We start from the raw sequence: 14,738 nt of genomic DNA, 5'->3' as shown, positions 1-14,738 counted from the left end.
CGCGCCGGCATCAAGCGCGCTGGCGCAAGTGCCCGCTCATTTCTCCGGCACTCAGCGGTCTGGCGAACAGGTAGCCCTGTCCGGCCGGGCAGGCCATGTCGCGCAGTGTCGCCGCCTGTTGCTCGGTCTCGACGCCCTCCGCCACCACCGATAGCCCCAGCGTGCTGGCCATGGCCAGAATGGTCTGGGTGATGGCCCGGGCATCGGGGTTCGATCCGACTTCGTCGATGAAGGAGCGGTCGATCTTCAGCTCGTCGATGGGATAGCGGCGCAGCGACGACAGCGACGAGAAGCCGGTGCCGAAGTCGTCGATGCTCAGGCCGACACCGAGTGCCTTCAGATCCCGCAGCAGGCGGCTGCAGTGGTCGGGGTCGAGCATCAGCGCGGTTTCGGTGAGTTCGATGGTCAGTTGACTGGCTTCCAGTCCGTAGTGGGACAGCAGTCTTCGGATCATCGAAGGCAGATGAGAGCGCCGGAACTGCTCGCCTGAGACATTGATCGACATTCTGGGAACTTCGTAACCCTGGGCGATCCAGGTGGCTACCTGGCGGCAGGCCGCGTCCGCCACCCAGTCGCCGACGTGATGGATGAGCCCGGATTTCTCGGCGAGGGGAATGAAGCGGTCCGGCAGGATCAAGCCTTTTTCCGGCTCCTGCCAGCGAATCAGGGCCTCCATGCCGACCAGCTGGCCGCTGCTCATGTCGACCTGGGGTTGGTAGAGCAGGAACAGTTCGTCGTTGTCGATGGCGCGCCGCAGGCCGTTACCCAGTTGCAAACGCTCGTCCGCCTCTTCCTTGAGATTGCTGGTGTAGAACCGATGCGTGCGTTTGCCTGCCTCCTTGGCCTGATACATCGCGCTATCGGCATTCTTGAGCAGGGTCTCGGAATCGCTGCCGTCGTTCGGATAGAGGCTGACGCCGATGCTGGCGCTGACAAACAGGGCGTGCTCGCCGATGGTGATGGAATGGCCGAGCGCGTCGGAGATGCGGCGGGCGGTCATGTCCACTTCGTCGGGCGTCGTTTCCTCGATCAGCAGCGCAAACTCGTCGCCGCCAAAGCGGGCCACGGTATCCGCCGCGCGCAGGCAGTCGCGCAGGATGGCAGCAACCGCTTTGAGCAGCTCGTCGCCGGCGGCGTGCCCGAGCGAGTCGTTGACCACCTTGAAGTTGTCGAGATCGACGAACAGGATGGCAAACTGATCCTCGTGCCGCTTGGTGCGCGCAATGGCCTGGCGTATCCGGTCCACGAACAGGGTGCGGTTGGGCAGGGTGGTCAGTTCATCGTGGGTGGCGAGGAATTCGACACGCCGTTGCGAGTCCTTGACCAGGGTGATGTCGCTGAAGATGCCGACGTAATTGGTGAGCGCGCCATCGGAGTCGTGCACCGTGTTGATGGTGAGCCATTCGGGAAAGACATCCCCGGATTTGCGGCGATTCCAGATTTCGCCCTGCCACCAGCCTTTTGCGGCAAGGACTTCCCACATTTCCCGATAAAACCGCTCGTCGTGGCGACCGGAGGCGAGGACGGCCGGTGACCTGCCGACCACCTCTTCGGCCGTATAGCCGGTGACTTGGGTGAAGGCTTCGTTGACGGTGACGATCTTCTGTTGCGGGTCGGTGACGACAATGCCTTCACCGGCTCGATCGAAGACGCGTGCGGCCAGGCGCAACTGTTCTTCGGCGTGGCGGCGGTCGGTCATGTCCGATGACTGGGTGCACACCCCCTGAATCACGTTGTCGGCGCTGAACAGCGGGAAGCGTATCGAGAGCAGGTAGCGGTTGCCATCGGCACGCTGCAGCACTTCCTCCGATTCGATGGCTTCCTGGCGCCGGACCACCTCGAGTTCCTTGCTGCGAAACTGGTCGGCATTGCGGCCGCTGAAGATCTGCGCATCGGTCTTGCCGATCACCTCGGCCGACTTGAGCGCGAAGGTTTTCTCGAACTGCCGATTGACGAACTCGTAGCGTCCCGCCAGGTCCTTCAGCGAAATCATCGAGGTCGAGTTGTTCATGATCGCCAGCAGGCGCTCCTGGCTTTCGCGGATCGCCCGTTCCGCCGCCAGGCGCTCGGTGTGATCCATCAGGCTGATGACCGCGCCGCGGGCCCCGGGACGGGTGGTTTCGTAGGGGGCGATGTGCAGCAGGTAATGCCGCTCGTTGGAAAACACGGCTTCTTCAACCGCCTGATTGTGCTCGATGGCGCGCCGGACCTGCGGCGAGAAATCCTTCATGCCGAATGGCAGGCGCAGCGAAGGCAGCGTCTGGCCCAGGGATTTCTCGGTGAGGAGGAAGATCATCACGGCCGGACTGTTGAAGCGCGACAACTCGAGTTTTTCGTTGCACACCAGGATAGGGAAACCGACGCTGTTCTGGATTTTTTCGAGATCGTTGAGTGCTTCGGCGAGTTCGCCGGTGCGGACCTGCAGTTCCTCGTTGACTGTCGTCAGTTCCTCGTTGGTCGATTGCAGTTCCTCGTTGGCGGATTCAAGCTCCTCGTTGGTCGATTGCAACTCTTCGTTGGCGGCTTGCACTTCCTCGTTGAGCGCCTGCATTTCCTCGTTCGAGGTTTCCAGTTCCTCGATCACCGTCTGCAAACGTTCCCGGGTCGAAATGAGCTCCTCTTCGAGAGCCTTGACGTCGACCGAGTCCTGCAGGGGGTCGCTGCGGGGCTCGCCACTGGCGTCCTTTTCCGGCACCGCCGTTTCGAAGGCAACCAGGAAGAAGGAACTGGTGACGCCCTTTTCCAGAGGGTGCACCGAGATCTGGATGCGCCGCTTGCCATCGATGGTCTTGATGAGGTGGGGGCGTCCGCTGGCCGACTCCGAGGAACGCTCGACCTGATGCAGCATGAGGTTGAGGTCGGCGCGAAATTCGCGGCGGATCAGTTGCTGCAGATTGGTCGTGGGTTTGCCGGCGCTGATCGTCAGAAAGTGCGCGACATCGCCCTGGATGTGCAGGATTTCGAAAGCGGCGTTGATCAGGATGGTTGGCGGAACGAACAGGCTGATCGAGGCCTCGAGCAGGCGTTGCTGGGCGTTGGCTTGCTGGACGGCCGGTCGTTCGCGGTTGTCCGGCAGGCGGAAGGTGGGCATCGGCAGCAGGCGCGATTCGCCGGTGCGGCGGCGGTAGATGCGGGCAGTCTTGTCGCTCGCGTCGAACAGGCCTTCCTGCTGGAAGACCCCCTCGGATTTGCCCAGGAAGAGATAGCCCCCTGGTCGCAGGCCGTAATGGAAGGTCGCCAGCACCTTGATCTGCAACTCGTTCTGGAAGTAGATCAGGACATTGCGACAACTGACCAGGTCCAGACGCAGGAAAGGCGGGTCCTGTACCAGGTCCTGGCGGGCAATCACCACCATGTCGCGCAGCGTGCGCGAGACCTCGTAGCGGTTGCCGGTGTTGGTGAAGTGGCGGGACACCAGTGCCGGGTCCATGCCGGACAGGGCGGTTTCCGGGTAGCCGCCGCGGCGGGCGACGGCGAGGGCGTTGAGATCGAGATCGGTGGCAAAAATCTGGATGCGGAACTGGTTCAGATTCGGCCCGAGCAGTTCGGCGAGCAGGATGGCTATCGTGTATGCCTCCTCGCCGGTGGCGCAGCCCGGGACCCAGATGCGGATTTCATCGCCGAAATGCTTGGTTGCGAGCAATGCCTGCAGGGTCGTGCGCAGGGCGTCGAAGGCCTCGGGGTCGCGGAAGAAGGCGGTCACCGAGATCAGGATGTCCTTGCACAGGTGATCGAGTTCGCCCGGGTCGGCCTCGACCAGTGCCAGATAGTCGTCCAGGCTGGATACATGGCGGGCTGCCAGGCGCCGTTCGATACGGCGCCAGACGGTGCCTTCCTTGTAATGGCCGAAGTCGATGCGGGTCTGCTGCTTGACCCGGATCAGCAGCTTCTTCAGGGTGGTCGTCGAGGCCGGCGGATTGACCGCGACGGTACCCTTGGAGCGGGCGATCTGGGCAATCTCGCGGGCAATGCCGTCGGCCGGCAGCACCCAGTCGACGCAGCCGGTGTCGATGGCCGCCTGCGGCATCCCGTTGTATTTCGCGCTCTGCGGTTCCTGGGCGAAGGTGAAGCCGCCAACTGCCTTGATCTCGCGCAGGCCGACCGCACCGTCGCTGCCGGTGCCGGAGAGCACGACGCCGATCGCATCCTCGCCCTTTTCTGCCGCCAGTGACGAGAAGAAGGCATTGACCGAGGGGCGTGGGCTGGCGTTCTTGGGTTCCTCCTGCAGGACGAAGCGGCCGTCGCGCAGGACCATGTTGCTGCTCGGCGGCGTCACGTAAATGGTGTTGCATTCCGGCACCATGCCATCGGTGATTTCCTTGACCGCCATTGCCGTCTCGCGTCCCAGCAACTGCGCCATCATGCTGCGATGGGTCGGCGACAGATGTTGAATCACCGCGTAGGCCAGACCCAGATTGGTCGGCAGGGCGGCGATCAGGTTGGACAAGGCTTCCAGGCCGCCAGCCGAGGCGCCGATGCCGACCAGGTAGAGCGGCTGGGTGACGCTGGCGGCTAGCGGAGCAGGTTTTTTTGTTCTTCGGCGGGTCGGTGTCTTGGCTGGTGTGGACACTGCCGCTGTTCCGGGAACGGGCGCCTTTTTGAGTTTGCCGGTCGTCATGTTCGAGTGCCTGAATCTGCCGCGAGATATGCTGCGAAGGAGTCGCTATGTTGACACAATATCCCGCTGGGCTGTCGAAAGTAATAGCCGGGGGCTGGAATTCCGTTAGGCGACACGTGCTTTGCCGCTGTTCGACGGGCGTGTGTGCCGGAGAATTGGCTGGAGTGTGCGCATGCCTTTTTTCCGGAAATTTGCCCCGGATTTATTTGTCACAAAACTATTTTTTTGACACGGAAACCATGTTAATTTAAAAATTATATTTGGAATCAACTAGATGTGTTGTTACAATGTTTTTTGCGGCAAAAAAATGGATTGCTAGGCAATGTATTTGTTTCGTGTCGGGGCAGTTCGGGCCCGGCGATTTTCGGTTTTTGATGTCCTGTGGTCTTGCCGCTCCGGGGGGCGTCCGGGAGTGACTTGATGTTATTGGCAACCGATCTCGACGGAACCTTTCTCGGGGGTTCGGCGGAGCACCGCCAAACCCTGTATCAACTGGTTTCCGGCAGTCAGGACATCCAGCTGGTGTTCGTCACCGGGCGCGGGCTGGAGGCGGTGATGCCGCTGTTGTCCGATCCGCTGGTGCCGACGCCCGATTACATCATCTGCGATGTCGGCGCCACCGTTGTCGAGGGCGCCTCCTTGCAGCCGGTGCAACCCCTGCAGGCGGCCATCGACATGCGCTGGCCGGGCGAGCGCACGGTCGCCGATGCGATGGCGGCGTTTCCCGAGCTGGAGCGCCAGGAAGTGCCGCAACAGCGGCGCTGCTCCTATTTCTGTCATCAGGACGCGGTGACGCCGGCATTGGTCGAAGCGGCGCGCGCGCTCGGTTGCGAGGTCATGTATTCGGCGAGCCGCTATCTGGATCTGTTGCCGGTTGGCGTGAACAAGGGGAGCACCCTGCTGGCGCTGGTTGACCAGCTCGGCCTTGCCCATGACGAAGTGCTGGTGGCTGGCGATACGCTGAACGATCTGGCGATGTTCGAAGCCGGTTTTTCGGGCGTCTGCGTCGGCGATTCCGAACCGGCGCTGCTGGCGGCTACCGCCGATCTAGCCAACGCCTTGCACGCGAGCGATCCCGGTTGCGGCGGCATCCTGCAGGCGATCGTCCATTTCTCGCTGCTGCGACCGGGCTATCTCGACGCGGCGACGGGCAACGCCGAGCGCGGCCCGGCCGAACTGGTGATGGTCTATCACCGGCTGCCCTACGAGGAGTACCGGATCAACGGGCGTATCGTGCAGCGGCGGCCGAAGTCGCCGAACGGCATCATCCCGACCCTGCTTTCCTTTTTCGCTACCGGGCAACGCGGTTCCTGGGTCGCCTGGAGCATCCATGACGAGGTCCGCGATCCGCCCTTCGCGGTGCATACCACGGTCGATGCCCAGGCTTATCCCGGCCTGCTCGCCGCCCGCGTCGCCTTATCCAAGGACGAGGTCGACGTCTTCTACAAGCGTTTCTCCAAGGAAGCCTTCTGGCCGACCCTGCACACCTTCTGGGAACGGGCGGTATTCCGCGAGGAAGACTGGCAGGTGTTTCTCGCCGTCAACCGCAAGTTCGCCGAACGGACCGCGGCCGAAGCCGCCGAGGGGGCGACCGTCTGGCTGCACGATTACAACCTGTGGATGGTGCCGGCGGCGCTGCGGGAGTTGCGGCCGGACCTGAAGATTGCCTTCTTCCACCACACCTATTTCCCGTCGGCCGACGCCTTCAACGTCCTGCCCTGGCGCCGTGAAATCGTCGGCAGCCTGTTGCAATGCGATTACATCGGTTTCCACATACCCCGGCAGGCGGAGAATTTCGTCGATGTCGCCGCCGGCGTGGCGTCGCTGCGCATACTTGAGCGGCGTTCCTGCGCCCCGCGCTACCTGAGCTACGGTTGCGCCGTCGGCCTGGAGACGATGACTACCCGGATCGAGGTCCATGGGCGGCAGATCGGCCTCGGCGCGCATCCGGTCGGCCTCGATCTTGGCCGCATCGGGCGTTCCTTGCAGCATCCGCAAACGCCCGGGCGGCGGGCGGCGATCCGCAACGAATTTGCCGGCAAGCGCCTGGTGCTGTCGGTCGAACGACTCGACTACACCAAGGGCACGCTGGAAAAGATCCGCGCCTTCGGCGATCTGCTCGAACGCCATCCGCAGATGCGCGGCAAGGTGTCGCTGGTTGTCGTTTGTGTGCCGGCGGCCAAGGAAATGACGGTGTACGACGAACTGCAGGTGCAGATCGAGCAGGCGGTGGGCCGCGTTAACGGTCAGTACGCCGAGGTCGGCTGGTCGCCGATCCGTTTCTTCTTCCGGCCGCTACCGTTCGAGGAGGTCGTCGCTTGGTATGCGGAGGCCGACGTGATGTGGATCACGCCGTTGCGCGACGGGCTCAACCTGGTCTGCAAGGAATACGTGGCGACCCAGGGCCAGACCGACGGGCGCGGCGTCCTGGTGCTCTCCGAGTTCGCCGGCGCCGCCGCCGAGCTGCACGGCGCGCTGCTGACCAATCCGCACGATCCAGCCGACTTGCGCGAGCGTCTGCGTCAGGCGCTGGAAATGGATCCGGTCGAGCGCGAATCGCGCCTGCGCGGCCTGAACGAGATTGTCCGGCACAACGACATCGAGCGCTGGGGCCGGGAATTCCTCGAGGCAGTCGCCGCCGCAGGCGTCCCGCGCTGACTGCGCAAGTCCTGTCATCTGGCGATGGCAGACTGTTTTTTCCCTGGTCATGAGATTCTGTGGACATGCAAGAACTTGATTCCTGGCTGGGCCGCCTGACCGGCGGCGACGCCACGCTGACCCTGGCGCTGCAGGTTTTTCTGGTCGTTTCCCTGGTTGCCGTCGGCAACTTCCTGTTGCGCCGGCTGCTTGACCGGCTCGCCGCCCGCACCGCGCACACCGCCAATCCCTGGGACGAAGCGCTGGTCAACGCGGCACGCCGCCCTTTGCCACTGCTCGCCTGGATCGTCGGCCTCAGCTTCGCCGCGCGCATCGTTCAGGGCGAGGCCGATGCCGCCTTGTTCGACGCCATCGATCCGCTGCGCACGATCGGCGTCATCGCCAGCCTGACCTGGTTCCTGGTCAGGCTGATCGGCAACATGCAGGCCGCCGTCCTGCAACGCCAGCTCGACCGCGGCGAGAGCATCGACCGGACGACGGTAGACGCGATCGGCAAGTTGCTGCGGGTCTCGGTGTTGATCACCGCCGTGCTGGTCGGCCTGCAGAGCCTGGGCTTCTCGATCTCCGGCGTCCTCGCCTTCGGCGGGATCGGCGGCATCGCCGTCGGCTTCGCGGCGAAGGACCTGCTGGCCAATTTCTTCGGCGGCCTGATGGTCTATCTCGACCGACCATTTACCGTCGGCGACTGGATCCGTTCGCCGGACAAGGAGATCGAAGGCACGGTCGAGGACATCGGCTGGCGCCTGACGCGCATCCGCACTTTCGACAAGCGGCCGCTCTACGTGCCGAATTCGATCTTCACCCAGATCACCGTCGAGAACCCGTCGCGCATGAGCCATCGCCGCATCATGGAGCGCATCGGTGTGCGTTACGACGACATGGCGGCGGTCGAAGGCATCGTCGCCGACATCCGTGAAATGTTGCGGGGCCATCCGGAAATCGAGCCGTCGCAGACGACGATCGTCAATCTCGACGCCTTCGGCGCCTCGTCGGTCGATATCCTGATCTATACCTTCACGCGGACCACGGTCTGGGTCGATTACCACGCGATCAAGCAGGATGTGCTGCTCCGGATCGCCAACATCATCGCCACGCACGGCGCCGAAATCGCCTTCCCGACACGGACCCTGCACCTGCTTCCGGAGGCCTCGCCGGCGGCCGTCTGATCGGGGGAGCTCAGCGGGTCGGCGCGGTGCTTTCCGGTTCCAGCATCTCGATGACCCCCGGCGTCGTCCTTTCCATCGGCGTCAGCGGCGTCTGGTGGGCGATGTCGGCCGGGGCCCGCACCGACAGCCACCAGGCGGTGACGGCGAGCAGGCACTGGATGGCGATGAACCAGACGGGTAGCGCGGACGGGCCGAAGCGGTGCATCAGCGTACCGGCGAGCAGCGGGCCGAGGCTGGCGCCGATGCCGTGCAGCAGCAACAGGCTGCCCCTGCCGGCGATGATCTCGGGTTTTTCCAGGCGGTCCATCAGGCGGGCGACGGCCAGCGGGTACATGGCGAAGGCGAAGCCGCCGTAGGCGAAGGCAGCCAGCAGCACCAGGCCCAGGCCGTGGCCGGCGGCGAGCAGCAGGCCACCGGCGCAGAGGGCGGCGATCAGCGCGATGACGCTGATCACGTGGCCGCGGTCGAGGCGGTTGGTGAGGACGCCGATCGGCCACTGGAAGGCGGCGCCGCCGATGATGGCGATACTCATGAACCAGGCGACGCCGGCGTGGCCGAGCTGGCTGGTGTCGGCCCAGACCGGCGCCAGCCCCCAGAAGGCGCCCTGGGCGAAGCCGGAGAGCAGGCCGGCGGCGCAGGCGACCGGCGCCCGCTGGTAGAGGGTGGCGAGGCCGATGCCGCGCACTTCCTCGACCACTGGCTGGGCCAGGCGCGTTGCCGCCACCGGCATCACGGCGGCGCAGAAAGACAGCGCGGCTACCGTAAACAGCACGTGGCCGGCCGGGTCGCCCCAGTGCAGGAGTTGCTGCGCCAGCGCCAGCGAGCCGAGGTTGACCGCCATGTAGGTGGCGAAGATGCGGCTGCGCTGGGCCGGTGCGGCGTGGCTGTTGAGCCAGCTTTCGATGGTCGTGTACAGGCCGACCATGGCCATCCCGGTGGTCAGGCGCAGCAGTCCCCAGACCCAGGCGTTGGCGAGCAGTTCGTGGAGCAGCGCGGCGCAGGCAACGGCGGCGGTGAAGAAGGCGAAGGCGCGGACATGGCCGACGCGGCGGATCATCCGTGGCCCGAGGTAGGTGCCGGCCAGGAAGCCGACGAAATACATGGCGCCGATGGCGCCCAGCGTCTGGCTGTCGAATCCTTCGATGCCGCCGCGCACGGCGAGCAAGGTGCCGAGCAGGCCGTTGCCGAGAAGGAGCAGGGCAACGCCGAGGAGCAGGGCGGAGAGGGGCAGGATCTGGGACATCGTCGAGCGGGCGTGGGCGGGAGCGGACATTGTGCCGTGGATCGTTGCCGGGCTGGGCGACGGGTACGCATTGTTACAGTCGTCACGGCCTCGTAACATCGCCCGGCTAGGCTGCTGCGATGACTTTCGCCGCTGCTCCTTTCCCGCCGTCGCGTCGCCTAGCGCGCTGCCTTCTCGGCTGCCTGTGGCTGGCGCTGGCCGGCTGCTCGCCGCGCGCGCTGGTGGTTTCCAGCTTGGCCGACGAACTGGCCGGACAGGCGCAGGGTGCCGAGGACGACCCGGAACTGGCGCGCGACGCGGCGCCCTTCTACCTGAAACTGTCGGAGGCGGTGCTCGCCCGCCAGCCCGGCCACGCCGCGCTGGCGGAAAGCGTCGCGGCGCGCATGACCGAATACGCCTACGCCTTCGTCGCTTTCGAGGCGGACCGTGTCGAAGCGCAGGACAGCGCCGCCGCCGAGCGCCTGCGCCAGCGCGCCGCCCGACTTTACCGACGGGCGCGCGGGCACGCGCTGGCGGCGCTCGAACTACGCCATCCCGGATTCCTGGCGGCGCTCGCCGACCCCGCCGCGCCGCCGTCGCTGACCGCTGCCGATGCCGGCCTGGCCTACTGGGCGGCCGCCGCCTGGGGGAGCTGGATCGCGCTGGCCAAGGACGACCCGGAAATCGTCGCCGACCTGCCGCTGGTCGTCCGCCTCGCCGCGCAGGCCGAGGCCGCCGACACGGACTGGGGCGACGGTGCCATTGGCAGCCTGCGGGCGACGCTGGAAGCGGCCCGCCCCGGCGGCGACAAGGCGTTGGCAGCGCGCTGGTTCGACGCCGCGATCGCCCGTGCCGCCGGGCGCAGCGCCGGCGCCTATTTGGCCAAGGCCGAGGGCATCGCTCTGCCGGCTGGCGACCGCGCCGCTTTCGAATCCCTGCTGCGCCAGGCGCTTGCCGTGCGCGACGCGCCCGGCAGTCCGCGCACCCTGCAGAACGAAGTGATGCGCCGGCGCGCCGCCTGGTTGCTCGAACGTTCGCCCGACCTCTTCTGATCCCGGAGTCCCCATGCAGAAATTTCTCGTCCTCCTCGGCTTGCTGGCGCTCGCCCTGACCCCGCTACGCGCCCAGGAACAGCAGTTGCGCATCGGCACGCTGGCGCCCAAGAACTCGCTCTACCACCGCCAGTTGATGACGCTCGGCGAGGCCTGGCGCACGGCGCAGGGCGGCGGCAAGTACCTGGTCTTCCCGGACGGCAGCCAGGGCGGCGAGACCGACATGGTGCGCCGCATGCGCATCGGCCAGTTGCAGGGCGGCCTGCTGTCGGTGGTCGGGCTGCGCGAGATCGAGCCGTCGATCGCCGCGCTGCAGGCGATGCCGCTGATGTTCCGCAGTTGGGAGGAAGTCGATTACGTGCGCGAGAAGATGCGGCCGGCGATGGAGAAGAAATTCCTCGACCAGGGCTTCGTCGTGCTCGCCTGGGGCGACGCCGGCTGGGTGCGCTTCTTCTCGAAGAAGCCGGCCCGTCACCCGGACGACTACAAGCCGATGAAGTTCTTCGCCTGGGGCGGCGAGGCCGAGCAGCAGGAAATCATGAAGCGGCTCGGCTACACGCCGGTGCCGCTGGAAACCGCCGACATCCTGCCGGCGATCCAGACCGGGATGATCGACGCCGTGCCGTCCACGCCCTACTTCGCGCTGGCGACGCAGATCTACACCAGCGCGCCGAACATGCTCGAGCTCAACTGGGCGCCCATCGTCGGCGCGCTGATCGTCACCAAAAAGTCGTGGGACGCGATGAGCCCGGCCACCCAGCAGGCGGTGCGCGCGGCCGGCGCCAAGGCCGGCGCCGAAATCCGCAGCCAGGCGCGCAAGGAAGTCGATGAAGCGGTGGCGGCGATGCAGAAGCGCGGGCTTGCGGTCAATGTGCCGGATGCCGCGCAGCGCCAGGCCTGGGACGCGCTCGCCGCGCGCCTGCACCCGCAGATCCGCGGTACCCTGGTGCCGGCGGCGACCTTCGACGAAGTGGTCGGTCACCTGAAAAACTACCGCGCCGGTCGCAAGTAAGTGTTCGCCAACTTCATGCGTCGCGGCGAGGCCGCGCTGGCGGCCGGCGCGCTGGCGCTGATGCTGCTCCTGCCGCTGCTCGAGATCGCCCTGCGCCCGCTGTTCGGCGTCGGCATCGCCAATGCGCCGGCCTTCGTGCAGCACGCCGGACTCGTGCTGGCCATGGCCGGGGCGCTGGTCGCCGCGCGCGGCGGTCACCTCAGCACGCTCGGCGCCGGCTTCGCGGCCGCTACCGATCCCCGCCGGCGCGGCGCCGCGCAAGCCTACGCGGCGCTCGCCACGGGCTTGTTCTGCGGCATGCTGGCGCAGGCGAGCTGGACCTTCGTCGCTGCCGAGATGGCCGTGCCGCGCGCCATCGCCTACGGCATTCCCGGCTGGTGGTTCATGGCGGCGCTGCCGGCCGGCTTCCTGCTGCTCGGCGTCCGCCTTGCCGCTCGCCTGCCCGGCGCGGCGAGCTGGCGCTGGCTCGCCGCCGGGGCGCTGCCGGCGCTCGGCTGGTGGTTCGCCGGCCACTACGACGGCAGCGTGCTGGCGCTGTGGCCGTTCGCCGCCGCCTTGCTGCTCCTGCTGCTGTGCGGCGCGCCGGTTTTCGCCGTGCTCGGCGGTCTGGCGCTGGCGCTGTTCTGGAGCGAGGGCCAGCCGCTGGCGGCGGTGCCGCTCAGCCATTACCAGATCACCGTCAATCCCTCGCTGCCGGCCTTGCCGCTATTTACCCTGGCCGGCCTGGTGTTCGCCCGTACCGGCGCGGCGGCCCGCCTGGGCGCGTTGTTCACCGCGCTGTTCGGCGGTGGCGCGCGCGGCACGGCGATTGCCGCCGCCGTCCTCTGTTCCTGCTTCACCGCGCTGACCGGCGGCAGCGGCGTCACCATCCTGGCGCTCGGCGGCCTCCTGCTGCCGCTGCTGGTCGGCGCCGGCTTTCCCGAGCGGCGCGGCATCGGCCTGGTGACCAGCGCCAGCGCGCTCGGCGTGCTGCTGGCGCCATCGGTGCCGCTGATCATGTACGCGATCATCGCCCGCGTGCCGATCAACGCGATGTTCCTCGCCGGCGTCTTGCCGGCGCTGGTGATGGTGGTCTTCCTGCTGCTGGTCGGCGGTTTCCTGAAGCGTGATGGCCTGGCGCCGGCGGCGCTCGCGGGTGGCGTCGATTTCGCCGCCGCCCGCCGCGCCGCCTGGGCGGCGAAATGGGAAATCCTGGCACCGCTCGTCGCCGTCGGTTCGCTGGTCGGCGGCTGGGCGACGCCGACCGAGAGCGCCGCGCTGACCGCCGCCTACGCGCTGCTCACGCAGTCGCTGCTGCTGCGCGAGATCGACGCGCGCGGCATCGCCCGGGCGCTGGTCGAATGCGCGCAGGTGATCGGCGGCATCATGCTGATCCTCGGCATGGCGCTCGGCCTGACCAATTATCTGGTCGACGCCGGCATCCCCGACCTGGCGATCGACGGCGTGCAGAGCATGCTGCCCGACAAGTGGACTTTCCTGATCGCGTTGAACCTGTTCCTGCTGCTGGCCGGCGCGCTGATGGAAATCTACGCGGCGATCGTCGTCCTGGTGCCGCTGCTGCTACCGGTGGCGCTCGCCTACGGCATCGATCCGATCCACTTCGGGATCATCTTCCTGGCCAACCTGGAAATGGGCTTCCTCTGCCCGCCGGCCGGGATGAACCTGTATTTTTCGGCGGCGATGTTCGGCAAGCCGGTGCGCGAGATCGCCGCCTCGGTGCTGCCGGCGCTGCTGGCGATCTTCCTCGGCGCGCTGACGCTGTCGCTGCTGCCTTTCCTGAGCACCGCGCTGCCGGACTGGTTGCTCGGCGCTCAGGCGAGATAGACGTAGAGCGCCGGGATCGGCGTCTGCTGGTCGTGGCGCAGGGTGTCGACGGCCAGCTCGCGGATCGTGAAGCCGTGCTGTGCGGCGAGCCGGCGCACGTAGTCCTCGCTGTGCCGGTAGCGCAGGCAGGGCTGCAGCGTGTAGTCGCCGCCTTCAAGCAGTTGTTCGACGGTGAAGGCGAAGCAGCCGCCGGCACGGAGCAGGCGGCGGACGGCGGCGAAGGCCGGGGCGAGGTCGCCGATGTAGCCGAAGACGTCGGCGGCGACGAAGAGGTCGGCCGGGGTCGTGCGGGCGGCGAGATAGGCGTTCAGCTCGTGGCGTTCGAGCTGGCGGTAGACGCCGCGCTCGCCAGCCTGGTCGAGCATGGCGGCGGAGAGGTCGATGCCGTCGATGTGCTCGACCAGCGGTCGCAGCAGTTCGCCGCAGAGGCCGGTGCCGCAGCCCAGGTCGACCGCCGTCGGGTAGCGCTGGCCGGCCTGCAGCAGCGGTTCGATCAGCCGGCGGTGGCCCTGGTAGCGCAGGCCGTCGACCAGGTGTTGCTGGAAGTCCGGCGCATAGTCGTCGAACAGCGCCTGCACGTAGTGGCTCGGCGTCGTCGCCGGCTGGGCGTCGCCGCCGACGGCGGCCAGGTAGTAGCGGTTGAGTTCGGGGTCGCCGCCGTGTTGCAGCGCGCGCCGGTAGGCGTCGGCGGCTTCCGCTAGCCGCCCGAGTTCGCGCAGCAGGCCGCCGCGCGTGCTCCACGCCTCGGCATGGTCGGGCAGCAGGGCGAGGACGCGATCGATCGCGGCGAGCGCCGCCGGCAGCTGGCCGGCCCGCCCGTGGCAGTGGCTGCAGACCAGCCACAACTCCGGGTTGGCTTTCGCCGGCAGGCCGCTCTCCAGCGCCGCGGCGGCGGCCGCCCAGTGGCCGAGCGCTTCCTCGCAAAGGCCGAGCTGGACGCGCGCTTCGCGGTTGTCCGGCTCAATGGCGGTGATCTCCAGCAGCAGCTCGCGGGCGGCGGCGAAGTCGCGCAAGCGAAGCAGGGTCGCCGCCAGGTTGACCATTACCGACGGCCGTCCCGGCGCCAGCGCCAGCGCGGTGACGAAGGCGGCGCGGGCGGCAGGATCGTCGCCCGACTCGAAGGCGGCGACGCCGCGCAGAAAGTGGTCACGGGCCAGGGCGAGGGGGGCGGTCATGGAATTGATGG

The 14,738-nt window shown here is 66.9% G+C and carries 8 protein-coding genes; 5 read left to right on the top strand and 3 right to left on the bottom strand.

Features of this window, described 5'->3' with window-relative positions; translation table 11 throughout:
- Positions 1-10: 10 nt before the first annotated feature.
- Positions 11-4,570: an EAL domain-containing protein gene (locus ACE3OV_RS02090; RefSeq protein WP_374324539.1), complete on the bottom strand. Its 4,560-nt coding sequence runs from the start codon at positions 4,568-4,570 to the stop codon at positions 11-13.
- A gap of 468 nt (positions 4,571-5,038) precedes the next feature.
- Between ACE3OV_RS02090 and ggpS the strand changes: the two genes are divergently transcribed.
- Both ggpS and ACE3OV_RS02080 read left to right on the top strand, forming a co-directional pair.
- Positions 5,039-7,276, top strand: coding sequence for a glucosylglycerol-phosphate synthase (ggpS, locus tag ACE3OV_RS02085; RefSeq protein WP_374324537.1), 2,238 nt, complete (start codon positions 5,039-5,041; stop codon positions 7,274-7,276).
- A gap of 65 nt (positions 7,277-7,341) precedes the next feature.
- Positions 7,342-8,442 (top strand): mechanosensitive ion channel family protein, encoded by a 1,101-nt coding sequence (locus tag ACE3OV_RS02080; protein WP_374324536.1) that lies wholly within the window; start codon positions 7,342-7,344, stop codon positions 8,440-8,442.
- Between the two features lie 10 nt (positions 8,443-8,452).
- Here the strand turns inward: ACE3OV_RS02080 and ACE3OV_RS02075 are convergent, their stop codons facing one another.
- Positions 8,453-9,715, bottom strand: a complete 1,263-nt coding sequence (locus ACE3OV_RS02075) for an MFS transporter (RefSeq protein ID WP_374324534.1) — start codon at positions 9,713-9,715, stop codon at positions 8,453-8,455.
- Positions 9,716-9,804: 89 nt separating this feature from the next.
- On the opposite strand from ACE3OV_RS02075, the gene ACE3OV_RS02070 reads away from it, so the two are divergent.
- The 3 genes from ACE3OV_RS02070 to ACE3OV_RS02060 are packed head-to-tail and all read left to right on the top strand — an operon-like array spanning position 9,805 to position 13,552.
- Complete coding sequence (locus ACE3OV_RS02070) at positions 9,805-10,716, top strand: TRAP transporter TatT component family protein (protein WP_374324532.1); 912 nt, start codon at positions 9,805-9,807, stop codon at positions 10,714-10,716.
- A 13-nt stretch (positions 10,717-10,729) separates the two neighbouring features.
- Positions 10,730-11,728 (top strand): TRAP transporter substrate-binding protein DctP, encoded by a 999-nt coding sequence (gene dctP / locus ACE3OV_RS02065; protein WP_374324530.1) that lies wholly within the window; start codon positions 10,730-10,732, stop codon positions 11,726-11,728.
- Entirely contained in the window at positions 11,729-13,552 is a 1,824-nt protein-coding gene (locus tag ACE3OV_RS02060; protein WP_374324528.1) for a TRAP transporter large permease subunit, read from the top strand. It abuts the gene before it with no gap.
- Here ACE3OV_RS02060 and ACE3OV_RS02055 read toward each other — a convergent pair.
- Positions 13,540-14,727: a tetratricopeptide repeat protein gene (locus ACE3OV_RS02055; RefSeq protein WP_374324526.1), complete on the bottom strand. Its 1,188-nt coding sequence runs from the start codon at positions 14,725-14,727 to the stop codon at positions 13,540-13,542. The genes ACE3OV_RS02060 and ACE3OV_RS02055 overlap by 13 nt on opposite strands.
- Positions 14,728-14,738: the final 11 nt, after the last annotated feature.

The sequence above is a fragment of the Azonexus sp. genome (assembly GCF_041909095.1).
Taxonomy (GTDB): domain Bacteria; phylum Pseudomonadota; class Gammaproteobacteria; order Burkholderiales; family Rhodocyclaceae; genus Azonexus.
Note: the sequence above shows the minus strand (reverse complement) of the source record. Positions and strands in the feature narration are given on the sequence as shown.

What these genes read in the sequence shown, in the direction of transcription:
- ACE3OV_RS02075 (WP_374324534.1), bottom strand. Translation starts at nt 9,715, where the DNA reads ATGTCCGCTCCCGCCCACGCCCGCTCGACGATGTCCCAGATCCTGCCC.
- ACE3OV_RS02070 (WP_374324532.1), top strand. Translation starts at nt 9,805, where the DNA reads ATGACTTTCGCCGCTGCTCCTTTCCCGCCGTCGCGTCGCCTAGCGCGC.
- dctP (WP_374324530.1), top strand. Translation starts at nt 10,730, where the DNA reads ATGCAGAAATTTCTCGTCCTCCTCGGCTTGCTGGCGCTCGCCCTGACC.
- ggpS (WP_374324537.1), top strand. Translation starts at nt 5,039, where the DNA reads ATGTTATTGGCAACCGATCTCGACGGAACCTTTCTCGGGGGTTCGGCG.
- ACE3OV_RS02055 (WP_374324526.1), bottom strand. Translation starts at nt 14,727, where the DNA reads ATGACCGCCCCCCTCGCCCTGGCCCGTGACCACTTTCTGCGCGGCGTC.
- ACE3OV_RS02080 (WP_374324536.1), top strand. Translation starts at nt 7,342, where the DNA reads ATGCAAGAACTTGATTCCTGGCTGGGCCGCCTGACCGGCGGCGACGCC.